General features: G+C 61.5%; 16 protein-coding genes. 7 read left to right on the top strand and 9 right to left on the bottom strand.

The features are described from left to right. Position 1 precedes the first annotated feature (1 nt). The 5 genes from VJ651_RS07250 (at position 2) to VJ651_RS07230 (ending at position 3,889) form a co-directional block, all read left to right on the top strand. Positions 2–628 carry a 2-hydroxychromene-2-carboxylate isomerase gene (locus tag VJ651_RS07250; protein WP_324106802.1) on the top strand — a complete coding sequence of 209 codons (627 nt, stop codon included), beginning with the start codon at positions 2–4 and terminating at the stop codon, positions 626–628. A gap of 4 nt (positions 629–632) precedes the next feature. Further along, positions 633–1,082: a hypothetical protein gene (locus VJ651_RS07245; RefSeq protein WP_324106801.1), complete on the top strand. Its 450-nt coding sequence runs from the start codon at positions 633–635 to the stop codon at positions 1,080–1,082. Next, the gene (locus tag VJ651_RS07240) at positions 1,079–1,987 is read left to right on the top strand and encodes an MBL fold metallo-hydrolase (RefSeq protein ID WP_324106800.1); all 909 of its coding nucleotides are present in this window, start codon (positions 1,079–1,081) and stop codon (positions 1,985–1,987) included. Before VJ651_RS07245 ends, VJ651_RS07240 begins: the two co-directional genes overlap by 4 nt. Positions 1,988–2,286: 299 nt before the next feature. Further along, positions 2,287–2,934 carry a DJ-1/PfpI family protein gene (locus tag VJ651_RS07235; protein WP_324106799.1) on the top strand — a complete coding sequence of 216 codons (648 nt, stop codon included), beginning with the start codon at positions 2,287–2,289 and terminating at the stop codon, positions 2,932–2,934. Beyond that, entirely contained in the window at positions 2,894–3,889 is a 996-nt protein-coding gene (locus VJ651_RS07230; protein ID WP_324106798.1) for a GlxA family transcriptional regulator, read from the top strand. Before VJ651_RS07235 ends, VJ651_RS07230 begins: the two co-directional genes overlap by 41 nt. Before the next feature lie 7 nt (positions 3,890–3,896). On the opposite strand, the gene VJ651_RS07225 is transcribed toward VJ651_RS07230, so the two are convergent. From VJ651_RS07225 to VJ651_RS07215, 3 genes are all read right to left on the bottom strand, one after another. Next, the gene (locus VJ651_RS07225; RefSeq protein WP_324106797.1) at positions 3,897–4,799 is read right to left on the bottom strand and encodes an SDR family oxidoreductase; all 903 of its coding nucleotides are present in this window, start codon (positions 4,797–4,799) and stop codon (positions 3,897–3,899) included. A gap of 344 nt (positions 4,800–5,143) precedes the next feature. Further along, the gene (locus VJ651_RS07220; protein ID WP_324106796.1) at positions 5,144–6,001 is read right to left on the bottom strand and encodes an enoyl-CoA hydratase-related protein; all 858 of its coding nucleotides are present in this window, start codon (positions 5,999–6,001) and stop codon (positions 5,144–5,146) included. Between the two features lie 20 nt (positions 6,002–6,021). Beyond that, positions 6,022–6,717, bottom strand: coding sequence for a TetR/AcrR family transcriptional regulator (locus VJ651_RS07215; RefSeq protein WP_324106795.1), 696 nt, complete (start codon positions 6,715–6,717; stop codon positions 6,022–6,024). A 162-nt stretch (positions 6,718–6,879) separates the two neighbouring features. Between VJ651_RS07215 and VJ651_RS07210 the strand changes: the two genes are divergently transcribed. Further along, positions 6,880–7,851 carry a nitronate monooxygenase family protein gene (locus VJ651_RS07210; protein WP_324106794.1) on the top strand — a complete coding sequence of 324 codons (972 nt, stop codon included), beginning with the start codon at positions 6,880–6,882 and terminating at the stop codon, positions 7,849–7,851. Positions 7,852–7,949: 98 nt separating this feature from the next. Here the strand turns inward: VJ651_RS07210 and VJ651_RS07205 are convergent, their stop codons facing one another. After that, positions 7,950–8,534 (bottom strand): hypoxanthine-guanine phosphoribosyltransferase, encoded by a 585-nt coding sequence (locus VJ651_RS07205; RefSeq protein WP_324106793.1) that lies wholly within the window; start codon positions 8,532–8,534, stop codon positions 7,950–7,952. A 103-nt stretch (positions 8,535–8,637) separates the two neighbouring features. Further along, a complete protein-coding gene (locus VJ651_RS07200) occupies positions 8,638–11,127 on the bottom strand; it encodes a PAS domain S-box protein (protein WP_324106792.1) in 2,490 nt (829 codons plus the stop codon). Positions 11,128–11,457: 330 nt separating this feature from the next. Between VJ651_RS07200 and VJ651_RS07195 the strand changes: the two genes are divergently transcribed. Next, entirely contained in the window at positions 11,458–11,715 is a 258-nt protein-coding gene (locus VJ651_RS07195) for a hypothetical protein (protein ID WP_324106791.1), read from the top strand. 17 nt (positions 11,716–11,732) lie between these two features. Here the strand turns inward: VJ651_RS07195 and VJ651_RS07190 are convergent, their stop codons facing one another. From VJ651_RS07190 to VJ651_RS07175, 4 genes are all read right to left on the bottom strand, one after another. After that, on the bottom strand, positions 11,733–12,974 hold the full coding sequence (locus VJ651_RS07190; RefSeq protein ID WP_324106790.1) for a phenylacetate--CoA ligase family protein: 1,242 nt from the start codon (positions 12,972–12,974) through the stop codon (positions 11,733–11,735). Between the two features lie 170 nt (positions 12,975–13,144). Beyond that, positions 13,145–13,996, bottom strand: coding sequence for an ABC transporter ATP-binding protein (locus VJ651_RS07185; protein ID WP_324106789.1), 852 nt, complete (start codon positions 13,994–13,996; stop codon positions 13,145–13,147). Positions 13,997–14,121: 125 nt separating this feature from the next. Beyond that, a complete protein-coding gene (locus VJ651_RS07180; RefSeq protein ID WP_324106788.1) occupies positions 14,122–15,423 on the bottom strand; it encodes an ABC transporter substrate-binding protein in 1,302 nt (433 codons plus the stop codon). A gap of 54 nt (positions 15,424–15,477) precedes the next feature. Beyond that, positions 15,478–15,795: ABC transporter permease subunit (locus tag VJ651_RS07175; protein ID WP_414691318.1), on the bottom strand; the 318-nt coding region annotated here is incomplete at its 5' end.

Raw genomic sequence — 15,795 nt, 5'->3', positions numbered from 1 at the left:
GATGAAGCAACTCGACTGGTATTTCGATTTCATTTCTCCCTTCTCCTACCTGCAGAGCGAGCTGCTGCACACGCTGCCCGCCGACGTGCAGATCAATTTCAAGCCCGTCCTGTTCGCCGGCCTGTTGCAGCATTGGGACAACAAGGGCCCCGCCGAAATCCTGCCCAAGCGCATCTGGACCTACGAGCATTGCGCCTGGCTGGCGCACAAGCACGGCATCCCCATGCAGCCGCCGGCGCATCATCCGTTCAATCCCTTGCCGCTGCTGCGCCTGTGCATTGCGCTCGGCATTACGCCGGAGGTGGTGCACCGTCTGTTCCGTTACGTCTGGCGCGAAGGCAAGCTGCCGACCGAGGAGGCCAACTGGCAGGAACTGTTGCGCGAACGGCATGCAAGCCCGGAAATGCTGAACGCGCCGGAAGTGAAACAGCAGTTGCGCAGCAATGGCGAACAGGCCGTCGCCGCAGGAGTATTTGGCGTCCCGACCGCAGTCGTGGATAATCGTTGCTTCTGGGGGCTGGATTCGACCGACATGCTGATGGCCTATCTGCGTGGCGATCCGTTCTTCGACTCGGACGCATTCAAGCGCGCGCAGACCCTGCCGCAGGGCATACAACGTAACAGGTAACTCCATGAAATTCGAATTTTACAAACCGGAACGCACCGTCTCCGGCCCCGCATACAACCCGTGGTTCAAATTGCTGGCCACCGCGGTGACCGCCTTGCTCGCTGCATACGGCGTGAATATCGCCACGCGCTTTCCGCTGCTGCAGTACGGGATCGGCGTCAAGGCATTGCTGCTCGGCGCAGCGGTGATGCTGGCGATCAGCTACTACTGGTTCCTGCGCTCGACCGTCACGGTCGATGACAAAGGCATCACCCAAAGCTGGATGTACAACCGCCATGTCGAATGGCGCGATATCCGCAGCGCCAAGATGATCGGCATTCCCTTCCTGAGCGCGATTTTTCCGCCGCGCCTCGTGGTGCGCACCGGGAATTCCTTCACCACGTTCAACGGCGGCTCGCAAGCGGTGCTGGTTGAATTCGCCAAGATTTCCCTGGCCTACCAGATGAAAAAATGAAACTGCCTGCAACGATGCGCGTGTTCGAACGCGGCTGGCTGTCGTCGAACAACATCCTCTTCCTCGGACATGCGCAGACTGCGCTCGTCGATAGCGGTTATGTGACGCATGCCGCGCAGACCGTGGCGCTGGTGCGGAACGCGCTGCAGGGCAGGCATCTCGATTTGCTGATCAACACCCATCTGCATTCCGACCACTGCGGCGGCAATGCGAGCCTGCAGCGCGCTTTCGCCTGCCGCACCGCGATTCCCGCCGCCGAGGCCGCAAAGGTGCGTGCCTGGAATGATGACGAGTTGACCTACAAGGCGACCGGCCAGCAATGCGAGCGCTTTGATTTCGACGACACCATCGCCTCGGGCGATGTCCTCACGCTGGGCGACATGACATGGCAGGCGCTGGCCGCACCGGGGCATGATCCACATTCGCTGATCCTCTACTGCCCCGATGAGCGCATCCTGATTTCCGCCGACGCATTGTGGGAGAACGGCTTCGGCGTCGTGTTTCCCGAACTCGAAGGCGCGTCCGGATTCGCGGAAGTGCGCGACACGCTCAAGCTGATCGCCTCGCTCGATGTGAAGTATGTGATTCCCGGCCACGGCGCGCCGTTCACCGAGGTCGAGAAGGCGCTTGACACCGCCTTCTCGCGCCTCGACTACTTCGTCGGCGATCCGGTGCGCAATGCGCAGAACGCGGTCAAGGTGCTGCTCAAGTTCCTGCTGCTGGAAAGGCAAAGCATTCCGTTGTCGCAACTCGAGTCGCTGCTGTCCGGCATCTCCCTGTTTGAGGAAGCGAATCGGCGCTACCTGCACAAATCACCGTCCGAACTCGCGCACTGGACTGTCGCGCAACTGGTGCGCGCCGGTGCCGCGCAGGTGCATGTCGATCAGCTCGTCAACAAGGATTAGCTAGTCCGGCATCCACTGCGCGGAAAATCTTGTCCACGGAAGACACGAAAAACACGGAAAAATCTCTGCCGATTTCCGTGACTTCCGTGTTTTCCCTGGACACTCATCGTGCTCGGACCACTAAACAGGTTCTAAGACAGCGCGACAAGACATGGCTTGCATATTGATCTATGCGGACCGCCAGTCTTCCCTCCGGCGCATGTCCGTTTTTGTCCGCTTCTTGTCTTCCGCGCGTCTATCGACTTGCGCTGCCGTCTCCTACGATGCAGATAACAAGGCATCGACACGAGAGGCGAATCATGCTGAGCATAGGCATACTGGTTTTTGACGAGGTCGAAGTTCTCGATTTCGCCGGTCCTTTTGAAGTATTTTCCACCGCATCGCGGGTGCAGGCGCGCATGTGCCATGCGGCACCGCTGTTCCGCTGTTTCCTGGTCGCGCCCGGGATGCGGCCGGTGCATGCGCGAGGCGGCATGAAAATCTTGCCGGATTGTGTGCCGCCACCCTCGCCGGATATCGATGTGCTGATCGTGCCGGGCGGCGATGTCTCCGGCGTGCTCGGCAACAAGGAGCTGGTCGCATGGATACGCACCCAGGCGGGTAGCGCGACGATCACGGCATCGGTCTGCACCGGCGCCTTCCTGCTGGCGGAAGCAGGGCTGCTGGAGGGCTTGCCCGCCACCACGCACTGGGACGATGGCGATGACTTGCAGCGGCGCTATCCGGCCGTGCGCGTGCAGCACGATGCGCCGTGGGTGGACTGCGGTAAAGTAGTGACATCAGCCGGCATCTCGGCCGGCATCGACATGAGCCTGCACCTGGTCGAGCGGCTGGCCGGGCGGCAACTGGCGCTGGCAACGGCGAAACAGATGGAATATCGATGGGATGCCAATGGAAGCACCGAACATGTCAGATCAAACGATCCCGGTTTATTTCGTGCTGCGTGACGGCACCTTCGCCACCGATCTCGTCGGCCCTGCGGAAATCTTTCGTTATGCGAACCGTTTCGCGGAAGAGGGCGGCAGGGCGCCCTACTTTCGCGTGCACTACATCAGCGCGGAATCGCATATCAACACCTCGATCGGATTGGGGCTCACCGGCTTCAGTCCCTTGCCGGATGCGCTTCCCGACAATGCCATGCTGATCATCGTCGCCTGCATCGGCAGTGACGATGATTTCAGCAGCGACGCGGCGCGGGCCACCGTCGCATGGTTGCAGCGCATGGTGAAGCCGAGCTATCGGGTGCTGAGCATTTGTTCCGGCGCGCAACTGGCGGGATATGCCGGCCTGCTGGACGGAAAGCAGTGCACCACGCATCACGCGCATTGCGACCGTTTGCGCCAACTCGCGCCACGCGCGCACGTGCTGGAGAACCGGATTTTCGTTGAAGATGGATTGACCTTCAGCAGCGCCGGGGCAACCGCCGGCATCGACCTGACCTTGCATGTGGTGGCGCAGATTGCCGGCTACGCGTGCAGCGCCGCGATTGCACGGCATATGGTCATCTACATGCGGCGTACCGGCAGCGATCCGCAGTTGTCGCCATGGCTCGCGTATCGCAATCACCTGCATCCGGCGATTCACCGCGTGCAGGATGCGATCGTCGCCGATCCGTCCAATGACTGGAGCAACGCGCAATTGGCGGAGATCGCCTGCACCAGCGAGCGGCATCTGACGCGGCTGTTCCGCGAGCATACCGGCACCGGCGTGGTGGAATATCTGCACCGCATCCGCATTGCCCTGGCGCGCGACCTGCTGACGCAATCGCAGCTCGACATGGAGCGTGTTGCGGAGCGGGCCGGCTTTCATTCGAGCCGGCAGTTGCGGCGCGTGTGGAAGAAATTTGAAGACGCGCCGCCCAGCCTGTCGCGTGCCGATCACCGGACGGCGATCGGGCAGTGACAGCGGCTCAGGCCGTGCGCTGCTCGCGGTCCTTCTTGTTCTGCGCCTCGATGCGATCGCGCGCTTCCTTCCACTGCTCCGGCGTCCACGAACGCAACTCGTAGAAATTGCCGCCGGTGGCGAGGTGATTGCCGCCGTCCATCATGATCGCCTGGCCGGTCAGCCAGTCGCAGCCGTCGGCCATCAGGAAGGTCGCGAGATTCTGCAATTCCTCCATCTTGCCGGCGCGGCCCATCGGATTGATCTTGGCCGAACGCGCGCCAGGCGCTTCGCCGGGGTTCAGGCGCTTGCTCATGCCTTCGGTCGGAATTTCGCCAGGTCCGATGGCATTGAGACGGATGCCGTATTGCGCCCATTCGGTCGCCAGCGACATGGTCATCGCATGGATCGCGGATTTGCTCATCGCCGATGGCACGACGAAGGGCCCGCCGTTCAGTACCCAGGTCACGATGATCGAGACCACGCTGCGGTAGCCGTCTTCGGGCTTCCATTGTCCTTTTGCCGCCATCTCGACCCAGCGTTTGCCGACCGCGTGCGTGACGTAGAAGGTGCCGTGCATGACGATGTTGGCGATGGCGTCGAAGCCGCGTGGCGATAGTGCGGAGGTCGGCGAGATGAAGTTGCCGGCGGCGTTGTTGACCAGGCCGGTGAGCGGGCCGTCGGCGAAGATCTGTTCCACCATGTCGTCCACTGCTGCCGCATCGCGAATGTCGATGCCGAAGGTTTTCACGCTGCCGCCGTATTGGGCCATCATTTCGGCGGCGGTGTCGTCGCAGACCGGTTTGCGGCGGCCGCAGATGTAGAGGTCGGCGCCGAGGGAGAGATATTTTTCCGCCATCGCGCGGCCGAGGCCGGTGCCGCCGCCGGTGACGAGGATGCGTTTGCCTTGCATGAGCTTGGGTTGGAACATCTTGTTCTCCTTTTTTTGGTGGTAGGCGGGGGTTTTTCTTCGGTGATGCGGTGCTGGAGGTTCTCCGTGGAGGCTTGCCGGGACCGGCCCCGGCGGGCCACCTACTTTTTTGCTTCGCCAAAAAAGTAGGCAAAAAAGGCGACCGCGGCGAGCTGCCCCTGCGGGGTCCCCGGCAAATGGGACGCCGAAGCGGGAAGCGAAACCAACTCGCCTTCGGCTCAGACATGTTTCGCTTCTTTATCCGCTTCGCCGTCCCATTTGCCGGCAGCTCACAGCGGGAAGGCAACAGCCTTGGGCGCAGCCGTATTTGCCCTTGGCTTGTCGCCTTGTTTGACCGTGGCCTCTTATTTCAATTCATACTTCGCTTCGGCGAAGGAGTGCAGCGGAGGCAGATCGTCGAAGTTGGGGGCGCGCCCTTGCTGTTTGGCCAGAAAGGATTCGACGAGGTTGCCGGTGCGCCAGATGCCGGATTGCAGCCAGCCCATCTGGCGCAACGCGTCTTGCGTGGAATGGTCGCGCGCGTAATGGATCGCTTGCTTGCTGCCCCAGATGGCGACTGGCGGCTTCTCGGCGATTTCGCGCGCCATTTGCATCGCCGCTTCGAGCATCGCTTCCTGCGTGTCGAACACGTCGTTGACCAGGCCGACTGCGAGTGCGCGTTGCGCCGGCAGGCGGCGACCGGTGTAGGCGAGTTCGTGCACGATGCCTTCCGGAATCAGTTTGGGCAGGCGTTGCAGGGTGCCGAGGTCGGCGGTCATGCCGATGTTGATTTCCTGGATGCAGAAGAAGGCATCCCTGGTCGAAAGGCGGATGTCGCAGGCGCAGATCATGTCGACGCCGCCGCCGATGCAGCCGCCCTGGATGGCGGCGATGACCGGCATGCGCAATTCCTCGATCAGGTTGAACACGCGTTGCATGTCTTCCAGCACGGGCACGACGTTGGCGCGTCCGCCGGCGGTGCTGTCGTTGATCGACACGTTCGATTCGCCCGCGAAGACGTCGAGCGACATGCCGGCGGTGAAGTGCTTGCCGGTCGAGGAGATGACCAGCGCGCGTGCCGGTGCGTTGCGCTGCAGCTCCTGCAGGATCTCGGTCAGTTCGCGCCACATGACCGGCTGCATCGTGTTCAGCGCGGCGGGACGGTTGAGCACGAGGTGGGCGATTTTGTCGGTGATGCTGAGTTCAAAGCATTGATACGGCATGACGGCTCCTTTGCTTGTCGTTATCGTTTTGACGGTGTCTCTTTGGCATCCGCGGGACCCATTTGCAGCGAACGCAGCACGGCGTTCACTGCGGCGTCGAACAGTTCATCGGCGCGCTCGCTCTTGAGGTAGTAGCCCTTGAGTTCCAGGCTGACCGCACCGTGCATCGCGGCCCATAACAGGCGCGCGGCGGCGGTCGGATTGGACGGCGGCAGCGCGCCGCTCTGCATGACTTGCTCGAAGGTGTCGATCAGGGCGGCGAGCGATTCCCACGCCTTCTTGCGCGACTCGACTGGCGGCACGAAGCCGGCGATCGCGTCGCCGAACATCACCATGTAGTAGCTCGGGTTGCGCTTCGCATACTGATGATAGATGCGCGCATGTTGCAGCAGCGGCGCCAGCCCGTCCTTGTTGTCCTTGCCTTTCGCCGGCTGTGCGTTCGCGGCGGCGAATTCCTGCTTCAGCCGCGCGAAGCCTTCGAGATACAGCTCATTGGCCAGCCCGTCCTTGCCGCCGAACAAAGAGTAGAGCAGGGTGGTCGAGCAGTTGACCGCATCGGCCACGCGTCGCACCGTCAGCGCGGACGGACCTTCCTCGGTCAGCAGGCGCGTCGCGGCGTCCAGCATTCCCTGGCGCAGGTTGACGCGCAGGTCTTCCTGGGCCTGGCGGAAGTCAATCGGAGCACGCTCGCCAACAGCTTGTTTTCTGGGTTTCATTCAAAAATCCGTTTGACAAAAACATTGTTTTTTCTGATAACATGATAAACAGACTGCAGAAAAACGCAATCGGATTTCCGAGAAACGTGTTGAAAATTTCGCAATGAACGCCAGTGGTCTCCCTGTTGCGCCGGGCGTTCGTGCCTAACCAAAGGAGTATTCATGAGTGGCAATCGCATCCCGGCAGCCCTGCAAAACCTGAGCCTGCCCGTCATCGCTTCGCCGATGTTCATCGCCAGCGGTCCCGAGCTGGTCAAGGCCCAATGCAAGGCGGGCATCGTCGGTTCGTTCCCCGCATTGAATGCCCGGCCGGCGGAAATGCTCGATACCTGGCTGACCGACATGAAGGCCGATCTCGACGCCTTTCGGCAAGCGCATCCCGGCACCAAGGTCGCACCGTTCGCGGTGAACCAGATCGTGCATCAATCCAACGACCGCCTCGCGCACGACGTGGAAGTCTGCGTGAAGCACCAGGTGCCGATCATCATTTCCAGCCTGCGCGCGCCGCCGAAGGAAATGCTGGACGCGATCCACAGTTACGGCGGCATCGTGATGCATGACGTGATCTCGATCCGCCATGCGGAGAAGGCGTTGGAGGCGGGCGTCGACGGCCTGATCCTGGTCGCGGCCGGCGCAGGCGGCCATGCGGGTACGCTGTCGCCGTTCGCGCTGGTGGGCGAAGTGCGCAAGTTCTTCAACGGCTTGATTGCCTTGTCCGGCTCGATCGCCAGCGGCGACGCCATCCTCGCGGCGCAAGCCATGGGCGCGGATTTCGCCTACGTCGGCTCACGCTGGCTGGCGACCAGGGAAGCCAATGTCGACGACGCCTATCGCCAGATGATCATCGACTCGACCGCGGCCGACATCGTGTACACCAACCTGTTCACCGGCGTGCACGGCAACTATCTGAAGAAATCGATCATTGCCGCCGGCCTCGATCCGGACGACCTGCCGGTCGCCGACAAGACGAAGATGAATTTCGGCTCCGGCGGCAGCAGCAAGGCCAAGGCCTGGCGCGACATCTGGGGCGCCGGTCAAGGCGTCGGTCTGATGGACCAGGTGTTGAGCGTGGCGGAAGTGGTGGAAAAGCTGAAGGCGGAGTACATGGCAGCGCGCAAGCGCTTGGCGCTGTAAGGGATCGGGTCCACGGAAAACGCGGAAGGCACGGAAAGAAACCTCAAGGAATTTTTCCATGCCTTTCGTGTTTTCCGTGGACACCTGCTTTTAGCGGACTACCCCTGCGTCTTGATCGCCCAGATCGCAGGCAGGTTGCGCCAGTAGCCGTAGGCATCCATCCCATAGCCGACCACGAATTTGTTCGGCAAAACCAGTCCGACATAATCCGCAGCCACCGGCTTCGTCTTGCCGATGTCCTTGTCGGCAAACACCGCAAGCACGACCTCTGCAGCACCCATCTCGAGCAGACGTTCCTTCACATGCGCAAGCGTTTCGCCTTCATCGAGAATGTCATCCAGTACGATCACCGTGCGGCCTTCGACGTTCGAGCGCGGGATGACTTTCCATTCGATCTTTCCGCCCTGATCCTTGCTGCCGTAGCGGGTGACGTGCATGTAATCGAACTCCAGCGGAAACTTCAAGCGCGTCAGCAACTGTCCGCAGAAAACCACCGCGCCACCCATCACGCCCAACACCAGCGGAAACGCCGCGCCTTCGGTGCGGTTGAAACGCTTGTTGAGGTCATGCGCGATCTTGTCGACGGCTTGCTGCACGGCGGCTTCGTCAAAAATGAGCTCGGCGTCGGCGAGCAGTGCACGCGCTTTGTCTCGGTGGAATTCGCTATCGATTTTGTAGGGCATGATGCCGGACCTCAGGGCAAAGTGTTGAATGATTCTCGCGGCCGATCCGCCGCACGGGTGCCATCCTACAGCAGTATTGCGTGCAGCAACAGTTGCAGAACATTCAACCCTGGGTCATTGCCACGCCGGCACGACTGCGGTACCAGCTCTCGAAATCGGCGCTTGCCAGCGGCTCGCAGACATAGAATCCCTGCATCGCTTCGCAGTGGCGCGCATGCAGCGATTGCAGGATTGCTTCCGATTCGATGCCCTCGGCGATCACCTGCAGTCCGAGCTCCTTGCCGATATGGATGATGGCCGCGGCGATGGCCATGTTGCCGCGGTCGCTGTTGAGATCGTGGACAAAGTCCTTGTCGATCTTGATGGCGTCGACCGGAAGCTGTTTTAGATAAGACAAGCTCGCGTTCCCCTTGCCGAAATCTTCCAGCACGACATACAGGCCGAGCTGCCTGAGCGCGTGCAGTGCATCCACGACCGCGGAAAAATTCTGCAGCAGCGCGTTCTCTCCGATCTCCAGGCGCAGCCGGTACGGCGCGATGCCGCTGTTCTTCATCGCACGCGCCACCATGCAGCGGAATCCTGGCTGCCGGAACTGCCCGGTCGCTATCTTGACCGACACCGGGATATCGCCGACACCTCGTGCATGCCAGGCGCTCTGCTGACGGCAGGCCTCGTTGAGCACCCACTCGCCCAGCGGGTTGATGAGCCCGGTGCATTCCGCCACCGGAATGAACTGGTCAGGCGTGATACCCGAATCGGGCCAGCGCAGCAATGCCTCAGCACAAATCACCGCGCCCGAATCGATTTCCACGATCGGCTGGTAATACAGCTTGAACTGATGCTTCTGAAGCGCGACCCGCATGCGGCTTTCCAGGCTCAATACCTTGGCCGCGCGCCGGTTCAGCTCGCCGGTGAAGAACTGGTAATTGTCGCGCCCCATTTCCTTCGCGTGGTACATCGCGGTATCGGCATGCTTGATCAGCGTATCGATATCCTTGCCGTCAGCCGGGAACAGGCTGATGCCGATGCTCGACGATATTTGCAAGGAGAGTTCACCGTACAAACAGGGCTGGCGAAGCACCGTGGTGCATTGCGCCGCCACATGCGCTGCGCCGCGCGCACCGGCGACGTCGGCCAGCACGATCATGAATTCGTCGCCGCCGATCCGCCCAACCACATCTTCCGCGCGAATGCAGTGCGACAGGCGCGCCGCCACTTCCCGCAACACAGCATCGCCGGCATCATGGCCGTAGCTGTCGTTGATCGGCTTGAAGCGGTCGAGATCGACGAACAACACTGCGCTGCGCAGGCCGTCGCGCCGGGCGGATGCCAGCACGCGCTCGCCCAGTTCCCGCGTCAGCGCCCGGTTCGGCAGGCCGGTCAAGGCATCATGCTGCGCAAGCAGCAGCATCTTTTCTTCCGCCAGCTTGCGCGCGGTGATGTCGAGGCAGGTGCCGGCCACGCGCCGCGGCATGCCCTGGTCGTCGCGCCCCACCACTTGCGCCCGCACGAACATCCACTTCCAGCTGCCATCCGCGCAGTGCACGCGAAGTTCCTTGTCCATCGGGCCTGGCGGCGCATGGCCGACCTCGGCCAGGCAATGCAGGATATGCTCGCGGTCTTCCGGATGAAGCAGCGCCAGCCAGAACTCCAGTTCGGGGCGCGCATCCTCCTGCGCGAGACCGAGCGCATTCGGCAGCTTGTCGAGGTAATGCACCAGACGTGCGTTGCAGTCGAGATGCCATAAATGGACATTCGCGCCTTCGAGCGCCACGTCCAAGTCCTGCTTGCTCTTCTGCAGCGCTTCTTCGGCGGATTTGCGCGTGCTCACATCTTCGATGACGGCGATCATGTAGGCCGGATCGCCGTTCGTCTTGCGCACGCAGGATACGCTGGCGTCCACCCAGATCGTCGTACCGTCCTTGCGCCGGAAGCGCTTTTCGACCTGGATACTGTCTTCTTCGCCCGCCAACAAGCGACGGCGCTGCTCTTCGCCCATCACGATGTCGACCGGATATGCGAACTCATCGGTGGATCGGCCCAGCATTTCCTCCTGCGAATAGCCGACGATCTGCGTGAGCTTGCGATTGACGTAAAGGAATTGCTTTTCAGGCGAGAGCACGGCAATGCCGATCGCAGCGTTTTCATAGACGGCGCGAAAGCGCTGGTCCAGATCCGCCTGCGCTTCCTCGTTGCGCTTGCGTTCGGTAATGTCGCGGATCACGCCGGTGAACTTGCGCTGGCCGTCGATCATCATCTCGCTGACCGCCAGCTCGATCGGAAACACCGTGCCGTCCTTGCGCAGCGCCGTCATCTCCCGATTCCTGCCGATGAAGCGGGCTTCACCGGTGCGCAGATAGCGCATGAGATATTCGTCATGGCTTTCGCGGTGCGGCGAGGGCATCAATTCGCTGATATTGCGGCCCACCATTTCGCCAGCGTCGAGGCCAAACATTTTCTCCGCGGCCGGATTCATCGTTTCCACGATGCCACGTTCATTGATCACGATGACGGAATCCAGCATCGTGGACAGCATCGAGCGCAGCAGCGCACGCTCCTCCGCATCGTTTTTGCCGCCTGAAAAATCTTGCATCGCTTTCACCGTCCCGATCTTCGGGAATGCAGTAACCGGCGTGATCGTCTGCGGGGGAGCGTCGGTGCGGGCAACGCAAGTAGAGCGCTCTTCTTTAGCCGAAACATGTGCCGGCGCACATCGCCAGTTGATTGGACTCAGGTGCGCCGGCATGATTCCCGTACTTGATGCTGATGGGATGCAAAGACGGCGAAATGCAATAGACGCGTGGCAAAGATGCTTGCCAGCGGAAAAGTTTGACGGTCAATCCCGGAATCAGTGCGGCTGCGGGGAATCTTTATGGCGGCGCGGGCTCGAAACCCTATTGCTTGTCATTACCGGGAGCAGGCCATGAAAACCGCATTGAAGCAGCATCAGGTCAAGACCAAGCGGCCCACCAAACCGGAGGCGACGCCGCGCCTGCCGCATGAACGCGACGAGTCCGACGACAGCCAGGAAAGCACGGTGCGTGACGATATGAAGCAGGGCTATCTTGATTTGCAGAACGGGCAGGTGGACACGGACCTGCGCGAAACGAGCGGGGTGGACGCGGTGGTCAATCCGCGCCCCGGGAAATCGCCGGACAAGGTCATCAAGAAGCCATATTGAATCTTGCCTTCTCGCGCTTACTCGTACTTGCGCGCATCCTCGATCACCTTGCCGTCGTTAGGCAGGCTGCCGCAGGCAACCAGCTTGACCTCGCCGCGCAACTTGGTCACATCGCGAATCGTGTCGACGATCGCGTCCTCGACGATGGTGCCATCCACTTCGCAATGCAGCGTCATGATGTCGTTGGCCATCTCGCCGGTCACGACCAGGCGCGCCTTGCGGATTTGCGGATGACGCTTCGCGACTTCCGCCACCTGCGAGGGATGCACGAACATCGCGCGCACCTTGGTGGTCTGGTCGGCGCGCCCCATCCAGCCCTTGATGCGGGTGTTGGTGCGGCCGCAGCGCGAGACACCCGGCATGACTGCGGACATGTCGCCGGTGGCGAAACGGATCAGGGGATAATCGGGATTGAACGAGGTGATGACCACTTCGCCCACTTCGCCTTCCGGCAGCGGGTCGCCCGTTCCCGGCCGAACGATTTCGAGAATCAGGTCTTCGTCGAGGACCATGCCCGGATTGACTTCGCCGTCGGTCTGCGTTTCGTACGCAATATTGCCGATGTCGGCCGAGCCATACATCTGCAGCACGTGCTGCACGCCATTGTCCTGCAGCCACTTGCGCAATGAGGGCGGCAGCGCTTCCGCGCCGACCAGCGCACGTGTCACGCTGCTGATGTCGGCCTGCATCTCGCGCGCTTTTTCGATGATGATCTTGAGGAAGGAAGGGGTACCGACATAGGCATCCGGCTTGAGCTCCACCATCGCCTGCACCTGCATTTCGGTCTGCCCGGTGCCCGCCGGGATCACCGGACAGCCCAGCTTCGCGGCACCGCCTTCGGTCATGAAAGCGGCCGGCGTGAAGTGATAGGAAAAGCAATTTTGCACGACATGTCCCGCGCGCAGGCCGAGCGCCGCCATCGGACGGGCGAAACGCCACCAGTCCTTGTCATGGCCTTCGGGATCGAAGATGGGGCCGGGCGACATGAACAGATGGCGCAATTGCCGCGGCGTCGTCGTGGTCAGTCCGCCGAAGGGCGCGTCGTTCGCCTGCAGATCCTTCAGATCCGATTTGCGCGTGACCGGCAACTGCGCCAGCGCCGCGCGCGAATGGATATCCGACGCGTTCACGCCCTGCAGGATGCGCGCCCATCCCGGCGCGCCCTGCGCACGTTTGACCAGTTGCGGAAGGCGAGCCATGAGCTCGCGTTCACGTTGTGCCGGGTCGCGGGTTTCCAGGGGATCGAAAAAATCGGTCATGATGAGCCTACTTCTGATGAGCAAGCGCGTAGTGCGCAGGTCGCGAGTAATTAAGAAAAAACCGATTAGTCCGCGGAAAACACCAAAGGCACGGAAAAAAACGAATAGTGGCCGGCGAAAATTTTCGTGCTTTCCGTGCCTTCCGTGGACAAATCATTCCGGGTGCACCATCAGGCCAGCCATCGCTTGCGGCGGCGGTAGAACTTCATGTCGCGGAAGCTCTTGCGGCCCGCGCCCGACACGCCGAGATAGAATTCCTTCACGTCTTCATTGGCGGCCAGATCCTTGGCGTCGCCTTCCATCACGACGCGGCCGTTCTCCAGGATGTAGCCGAAGTCGGCGTAGCGCAGCGCCACCATGGTGTTCTGCTCGGCCACCAGGAAGGACACGCCTTCCTTGCTGTTGAGGTCTTTCACGATCTCGAAGATCTCTTCCACGATCTGCGGCGCCAGACCCATCGACGGTTCGTCCAGCAGGATCATCGACGGCTTGGCCATGAGCGAGCGGCCGATGGCGCACATCTGCTGTTCGCCACCCGAGGTGTAGCCGGCCTGCGACATGCGGCGCTGCTTGAGGCGCGGGAAATAGTGATAAACCATTTCCAGCGAATCCTTCAGTTCGGCGCGCGAGATCCTGCGCGTATAGGCGCCGGTCAGCAGGTTTTCCTCGATCGTCAGGTGGCCGAAGCAGTGGCGGCCTTCCATCACCTGCGACAGGCCGCGCTTGACCAGTTCGTTCGGGGTGAGCTGATCCACGCGTTCGCCCTTGAATTCGACGCTGCCCTTGGTCACGTCGCCGCGTTCGCCGCGCAGAAGCGTGGAGATCGATTTCATGGTGGTGGATTTTCCGGCGCCGTTGGCGCCCAGCAGCGCAACGATCTTCCCTTGCGGGACTTGCAGCGAAACGCCTTTCAATACCAGGATCACGTGGTCGTAGATGACCTCGATGTTGTTGACGGATAGATAAGGGCGCCCGGCAGAGGACTGGCCATTGGCGGCCGGCGTTCCGATTTGCGTTGTCATGATGTCTCTTCTTGAATCGGTTTCAAACGGAATGGAGGTGTCTCGCGCAAAGGCTCCGGAGCGGCGGGGAAGCCTTCGCGCGAGGCCACTCCCGCAGGAGTGGCCCATTCTCGCTACTCAGATACTCAGCTTGCGCAGGCCGGGGTGATGTTCTTCTCGGCGGCGTACTTGGCAGACGATTCGTCAACCAGTTTGCGCGTGAGCGCCTTGTCGCCGGTCACCCAGGTCTTGGAGATCGGCACCCACTTGCTGCCGTTCCATTGCTGCACCTTGACCGCGCCCGAACCCTCGTGGTCGTCGCAGGAGGTCTTCACCGGCGGGAACATGCCGAGCGCGCCGAGCTGCTTCTGGCGGGCCTCGTCGATGTTCAGGTTTTCAAAGCCCCAGCGGATCTGCTGCGCGGTCATCACCTTGCCCTTGCCGTACTTTTCCTGCGCCTTGCGGATCGCTTCGACCCACAGGATGGAGGCCGTCACGCCGCGCATGTGGTACACGGAACCGAGGCGGCTCTTGTCGTCCAGGTTGCCCTTGCCGGCGTCATAGACCTTCTTGCGGATGTCGTCGAGCACCGGATAATTGCCCGGCGTGTTGAAGGTCATCGTGGTGTAACCCTTGGCGGCGTCGCCGGCCGGGATCACGTCCTCTTCCGAACCTGCCCACCACACGCCGAGGATCTTCTCGCGCGGGAAGCCGTTACGCTGCGCCGTCTTGATCGCGACCGCGTTCATCACGCCCCAGCCCCACAGGATCACGTAATCCGGCTTGGCCTGACGGATTTGCAGCCATTGCGACTGCTGCTCGTTGCCCGGATGCGCGACCGGAATCTTGATCAGCTCGAAGCCGTACTTCTTCGACAGCTCGTCGAAAACCGGGAACGGTTCCTTGCCGAATGCCGAGTCGTGATACAGGTCGACGATCTTCTTGCCCTTGAGTTTTTCCACGCCGCCGTTGAGGCTGCCCAGATAGGTAATCATCGCGGCTGCCTGATTCCAGTAGCTGCTGATCAGCGGGAAGACGTAGGGGAAGACCTTGCCGTTGGCGGCGTCGGAACGGCCGTAGCCGAGGGTCGTGAGCGGGATCTTGTCGGAAGCGACGCGGTCCAGGATGCCGTAGGCAATGCCGGTCGAGAGCGGTTCCACCAGCGAAGCGCCGCCGCTCTTCGACTTCAGGCGCTCATAGCACTCGACGCCGCGCGAGGCGTTGTATTCGGTTTCGCATTCTTCCCAGCTGATTTTGACGCCGTTGATGCCGCCGGTCGCGTTGATCAGGTTGAAGTAGTCGATGGCGCCGCCGTAGAAGCCGGAGCCGCCAGCTGCATAGGGGCCGACGCGATACGACAGAATCGGAATGTACTGTTCCTGTGCTGCAGCGACGCTGACTGTGCCGGCGAGTGCGGCGCCGAGCAGGACTGACTTGATCAACTTCATGGTGCTCCTCCTTGTTATAAGACAGCAATGACGACTGTTAAACCAACGTACCGATTAATGCGGGAACGGCCACAAGCGCAGCTTTTCCTTCGCGATCTGCCACAAGCGCGCCAGACCATGCGGCTCGACGATCAGGAAGAAAATGATCAGCGCGCCGAATACCATCAATTCCAGGTTCGATGCGACCGAGGTCGGCAGCTCCAGTCCGTGCGCAACGATGTTGAGCAGGATGGGCAGCAGCACGATGAAGGCCGAACCGAAGAAGGCGCCGATGATGGAGCCGACGCCGCCGATGATGATCATGAACAGGATGCGGAAGGACAGGTCCAGGCTGTAGGCTTCCGGCTCCACCGTGCCGAGGTAGGCGAACGC

The organism is Noviherbaspirillum sp., from assembly GCF_035254865.1.
GTDB lineage: Bacteria > Pseudomonadota > Gammaproteobacteria > Burkholderiales > Burkholderiaceae_D > Noviherbaspirillum.
The sequence above is the reverse complement of the archived record's forward strand: the minus strand, read 5'-3'. Positions and strand labels throughout refer to the sequence as shown.

Excerpts from the sequence above, each read along its gene's own strand:
- VJ651_RS07195 (WP_324106791.1), top strand. The coding sequence starts at position 11,458 with ATGAAAACCGCATTGAAGCAGCATCAGGTCAAGACCAAGCGGCCCACC.
- VJ651_RS07210 (WP_324106794.1), top strand. The coding sequence starts at position 6,880 with ATGAGTGGCAATCGCATCCCGGCAGCCCTGCAAAACCTGAGCCTGCCC.
- VJ651_RS07205 (WP_324106793.1), bottom strand. The coding sequence starts at position 8,534 with ATGCCCTACAAAATCGATAGCGAATTCCACCGAGACAAAGCGCGTGCA.
- VJ651_RS07230 (WP_324106798.1), top strand. The coding sequence starts at position 2,894 with ATGTCAGATCAAACGATCCCGGTTTATTTCGTGCTGCGTGACGGCACC.
- VJ651_RS07185 (WP_324106789.1), bottom strand. The coding sequence starts at position 13,996 with ATGACAACGCAAATCGGAACGCCGGCCGCCAATGGCCAGTCCTCTGCC.
- VJ651_RS07240 (WP_324106800.1), top strand. The coding sequence starts at position 1,079 with ATGAAACTGCCTGCAACGATGCGCGTGTTCGAACGCGGCTGGCTGTCG.
- VJ651_RS07250 (WP_324106802.1), top strand. The coding sequence starts at position 2 with ATGAAGCAACTCGACTGGTATTTCGATTTCATTTCTCCCTTCTCCTAC.
- VJ651_RS07235 (WP_324106799.1), top strand. The coding sequence starts at position 2,287 with ATGCTGAGCATAGGCATACTGGTTTTTGACGAGGTCGAAGTTCTCGAT.
- VJ651_RS07225 (WP_324106797.1), bottom strand. The coding sequence starts at position 4,799 with ATGTTCCAACCCAAGCTCATGCAAGGCAAACGCATCCTCGTCACCGGC.
- VJ651_RS07190 (WP_324106790.1), bottom strand. The coding sequence starts at position 12,974 with ATGACCGATTTTTTCGATCCCCTGGAAACCCGCGACCCGGCACAACGT.
- VJ651_RS07220 (WP_324106796.1), bottom strand. The coding sequence starts at position 6,001 with ATGCCGTATCAATGCTTTGAACTCAGCATCACCGACAAAATCGCCCAC.
- VJ651_RS07180 (WP_324106788.1), bottom strand. The coding sequence starts at position 15,423 with ATGAAGTTGATCAAGTCAGTCCTGCTCGGCGCCGCACTCGCCGGCACA.
- VJ651_RS07215 (WP_324106795.1), bottom strand. The coding sequence starts at position 6,717 with ATGAAACCCAGAAAACAAGCTGTTGGCGAGCGTGCTCCGATTGACTTC.
- VJ651_RS07245 (WP_324106801.1), top strand. The coding sequence starts at position 633 with ATGAAATTCGAATTTTACAAACCGGAACGCACCGTCTCCGGCCCCGCA.
- VJ651_RS07200 (WP_324106792.1), bottom strand. The coding sequence starts at position 11,127 with ATGCAAGATTTTTCAGGCGGCAAAAACGATGCGGAGGAGCGTGCGCTG.